General features: G+C 69.3%; 3 protein-coding genes, 1 tRNA gene and 1 pseudogene. 1 reads left to right on the top strand and 4 read right to left on the bottom strand.

Annotated features, from left to right (window positions below; all coding sequences use genetic code 11):
- A pseudogene (locus J4557_RS48875) lies at window positions 1-115 on the top strand (IS5/IS1182 family transposase); the annotation flags it as partial.
- Window positions 116-752: 637 nt separating this feature from the next.
- Here the strand turns inward: J4557_RS48875 and J4557_RS48870 are convergent.
- The 4 genes from J4557_RS48870 to J4557_RS48855 form a co-directional block, all read right to left on the bottom strand.
- Entirely contained in the window at window positions 753-1,715 is a 963-nt protein-coding gene (locus J4557_RS48870) for a hypothetical protein (RefSeq protein ID WP_208274781.1), read from the bottom strand.
- Between the two features lie 85 nt (window positions 1,716-1,800).
- The gene (locus J4557_RS52490) at window positions 1,801-2,094 is read right to left on the bottom strand and encodes a CPCC family cysteine-rich protein (protein ID WP_372442617.1); all 294 of its coding nucleotides are present in this window, start codon (window positions 2,092-2,094) and stop codon (window positions 1,801-1,803) included.
- A 196-nt stretch (window positions 2,095-2,290) separates the two neighbouring features.
- Window positions 2,291-2,369: transfer RNA gene (locus J4557_RS48860), tRNA-Tyr, on the bottom strand.
- A 403-nt stretch (window positions 2,370-2,772) separates the two neighbouring features.
- Window positions 2,773-2,982, bottom strand: a complete 210-nt coding sequence (locus tag J4557_RS48855; protein WP_208274779.1) for a hypothetical protein — start codon at window positions 2,980-2,982, stop codon at window positions 2,773-2,775.
- Window positions 2,983-3,595 lie beyond the last annotated feature (613 nt).

The raw sequence follows: 3,595 nt of genomic DNA, 5'->3' as shown, positions 1-3,595 counted from the left end.
GGCCGTCGCCGCGCTCAAGTCCTGGCGTCTTCTGCGCAGGCTCCGCTGTTCACCGGCCCGAACCACGGGTCTCGTCCAGGCTGTCCTCTGCCTCCATCTGGCCAGCTCAGACTGATGCTGGAAAAGGTTCAATGCCCTGACTCGCCGGGCTGGACCTGAAGGACGACGACTGCACAGCGCGGTTCGCAGCGACAGCCGCCGAAGAACTGCCCGCCGACCCGTCGACCGGCAGTCCGCGGCGGTCGCCGCGGCAGCCGCCCTCGATGATCTGCCTGTTCCAGGAACCCGGGCGCCGGCCGGCGTACGCGGCTGTGCTGAGCATGCCGGGCCGGGGCACCTGCTGAACCTGCCTTCGGCGGGCCTGGAACTGGCCGGACTCGAGCTCTGGTCCGACGCGGAACTGATCGACGCCGTGTCGGACACGGCCGAGCATGCCGGATGCCTGGCCCGGGCGGGCCTTGGCGCCCCGGCAGAGATGGCCGAACGCTGGACGCACGCGAGCTGGCCGCCCTTCGCCGAACTCCGCTGGGCCGTGGCCAAGCATGCCTCCAGCGAAAGGATCAGGCAGCAGGGAGCACAGCGCCCCGCCAAGGGCGGCTAGCACCGCAGCCCTCCGCCCTTGGCGGGGCGCTGCGGCGCTGCTTTCCCAGAGTCGTCTGTCGGCGCGCGCCCGACCCCGCAGCGCCCTCCTCGCCTCCGACTTCGCGCTAACCGCCCGCCTGGATCGGTTCATCGCCGGGGCGGCCCGTGGGCTATTGGTCGAAGCGGCGGACGGGAAGCCCGCTCAGCGCCGCCGCGGCGGCGGCCATCTCCTCGGCGGTCCGGTCGAGGGCCTGGTCGGCCACCGCCATCGGGCCGCCGTACGCCTTCAGCGAGGCGCGGGCGCGCCGGGCCGTGGACGGGCGCATCGACGTGATCAGCCCGTGCGGATCGGCGGCGACGAACACCACGACCTTGGGCTTCCTGCCTCCGGTCGCCCAGGTCGGGTTGCGGAAGGGCATGATGCGGATCTCGGTGAACGCGGTCCACGGCAGCAGCAGGCCGGCGGACCGGAAGGCCAGTCCGTCCGCCCGCAGGTGGACGAAAGGACGGCCGTTCGTTTGCCGGAGCCCGGCCGCGATCAATGAGACGAGAAGGAAAGCGAGCAGGCACCCGACGACCAGGCCGAGCAGCGGATCCAGGGACGCCGCGCCCGCAGTGCACAGCGTGAACAGCCCCGCGGTGATCGCGTACGCCCGCCACACCGCGCGGCGAACGGCCCGGACGGCGAGTTCCGGCGCCTCCCCGGCGGCGAAGGGAGCGGCCGGGAGCGGGTCACTGCGCTCGGTGACCCACAGCGCCGCCGCATGGAGGCTTTCCAACCGGTGCAGGGCGAGCCTACGGCGCCGTGACCACCAGGTCATCAACACGCCGGCGGGCAGCGCCCCGGCGAAGAAGAGCAGTGGGGAATGCCCCTTGGGGGCGGCTGCGGCGACGGCGAGTCCCAGGCCGACGGCCCAGGGGAGCAGCACCGGCAACAGTGGCAGTGTTTGCCGCAGGCGGGATCGGCCCAGCATCGTCCGCGCGTAGCCGACGGCGATCACGGCGGTGGTGGGGTCGGGGTGGGGACGATCACCGCGCATGAGCTCCCGCCGCACCCCGCGGTCGAGCTCCCGCCAGGCGTCCAGAGCCGCGCGGCCGTGCGGGACGGGCGGTGCGGCGAACATCGGTTGCATCCGCGGAAGTGTAAGACCCACGAAGCCCCGACCGGGGAGCCACTGCCTGCTGATCAGCACGCACTTCGAACGCTCCGGTACTTGCTCACCCGGCTGCGGGGCCGCCCCACCTGTGCGGCGGGTGCTCGTCCAGACGGGGAACGCGGACGTACTGAAGCCTTCGATGGTCGCTCGCTCCAAAGGCAGCGAAGTTCCGCCTGGCCTCGGTGAGGCTGAGACCACGGTTAGGACCGCCGCGGCTCTCGTCGGCGTCGTGGTCGTCCTGGCCGTCATCTTCCCAAAAGCACACGGGGCAGATCTCGAAGTAGCCACGCCGCTCAAGCGTCAGATACCCGCAACACGGACACGCGTACGGCTCGCCTCTCGGCGGCCGATGCACGTTGACGAACACACAAGTGATTGTCGCGTTCCGAGCGGGCCGGCGACTCGGGCTATGCCCTTCACACCAGAACAGGTCGCCTCCGGGACCGGTGACATCCGGGGGCGTTCGGTGGCGTCTCGCTGCACCTGGGGGATCTTGGATATGCGAACGACCCCTGACCGTTTGCGCTGGTCAGAGGCCGTTTCGCATGGTGTGGCGGGTGCAGGGTTCGAACCTGCGTAGGCTAAGCCGACGGATTTACAGCCCGTCATGGATCTTGGCACTCCTCCCCCGCTGACCTGCGCGGACGCTCGGCCGGTTACCTCGACACCGTTGGCACATTCCGCGCATTTTCCGGATCTTGGTCTTCAGGGCACCGGCCTGATCAGCGGTAGCGTGGAAGCCGACGTCCATCGATTGTCCAGGCGTAGTTACAACCGCTGCCGTCTGGGAGCCATTCAGTGCAACCAAGAAAGTCGCCGTGGATCGGTGAACTCCTAACCCTGATTCGACCGTAACCACACCGACAGGTCATACCGGCAGCTACACGTCGTCCCCTCGAACCAGCGCTACGACGGCCCCGGATCCGGCTTCGGCCTGCCTGACCTCGGGCCGCCCGGTCGGGATTCGCCTGCTTCGCCAGCCACCAGAGAACACAGATCGATATGCCAAGGGCAAGGACGGAGTGCAGCCAAGTCACGCCCCCATCCTGTGATCGCCAAGCGAACCCAGCAACTCGGTTTCAGCCATCGCAGCGCCTGCCTGATCATCCCGTGTGCCGCCGCCCGCTGCTGTTGATGTCACAGTGCTGTCACTGCTGGTCGGCACTCGTTTCACCAGGGCAAACACTGGGGGCTGGCTGTCCGATGCGCCGTCCTCAGCCGTATGCGCCACAAGAATGATCACAAATACTCCAAGTGGTAAGCCCGACCGGCGGCCTTCGCGGACCATGCGCGCCAGTGCCTGGCTCTGCGCCTGGCAGCTCCGTGAGGCTCATGGATGGCCGCCGTTCCAGTCCAGCCCACCACTGGAAGCCAGCCAACGGAGTGCCACACGTCGTGGGCAGTGACCACGGCGGCGGCGCGGCCCCCCGCGGCGGCCGGTCGGGGTGTGGCCGGCGGACGCGACGCGATGCGCGGCCCGGCGCGGCCGTCCGGTGACCGGCGCCCACGCCGCACGCTCCGGGCGGCGAGGCGCGGGGCCGCGCAGCGGCCTGAGCGCCGCCGCCCCTTGATCCAAAACAGCCCAATTCGGCAGCTGATCCCTTGTATCGTCTGCGGTCGCTGCATGCGCCACTGTCGGGGACCATCGAGACTGGCCAGTCACGGCCATGATCCCGCGTGCGTCTTGCCAGGCGGCCTCGTCATCTCAAAACTTGAGAGACGCTCCGCATAAGAGCGTGTCTCACGTGGATCCGACCGCCGGTGTGCGGCATGATTTGGGGGCATGTCGTCGGATCTTGCGCTGCGGCTGGTGCCGGACGAGTTGTGGGCGATTGTTGAGCCGTTGATTCCGGGGT

Origin of the sequence: Actinomadura nitritigenes, from assembly GCF_017573545.1 — a bacterium.
GTDB lineage: Bacteria > Actinomycetota > Actinomycetes > Streptosporangiales > Streptosporangiaceae > Spirillospora > Spirillospora nitritigenes.
Note: the sequence above shows the minus strand (reverse complement) of the source record. Positions and strands in the feature narration are given on the sequence as shown.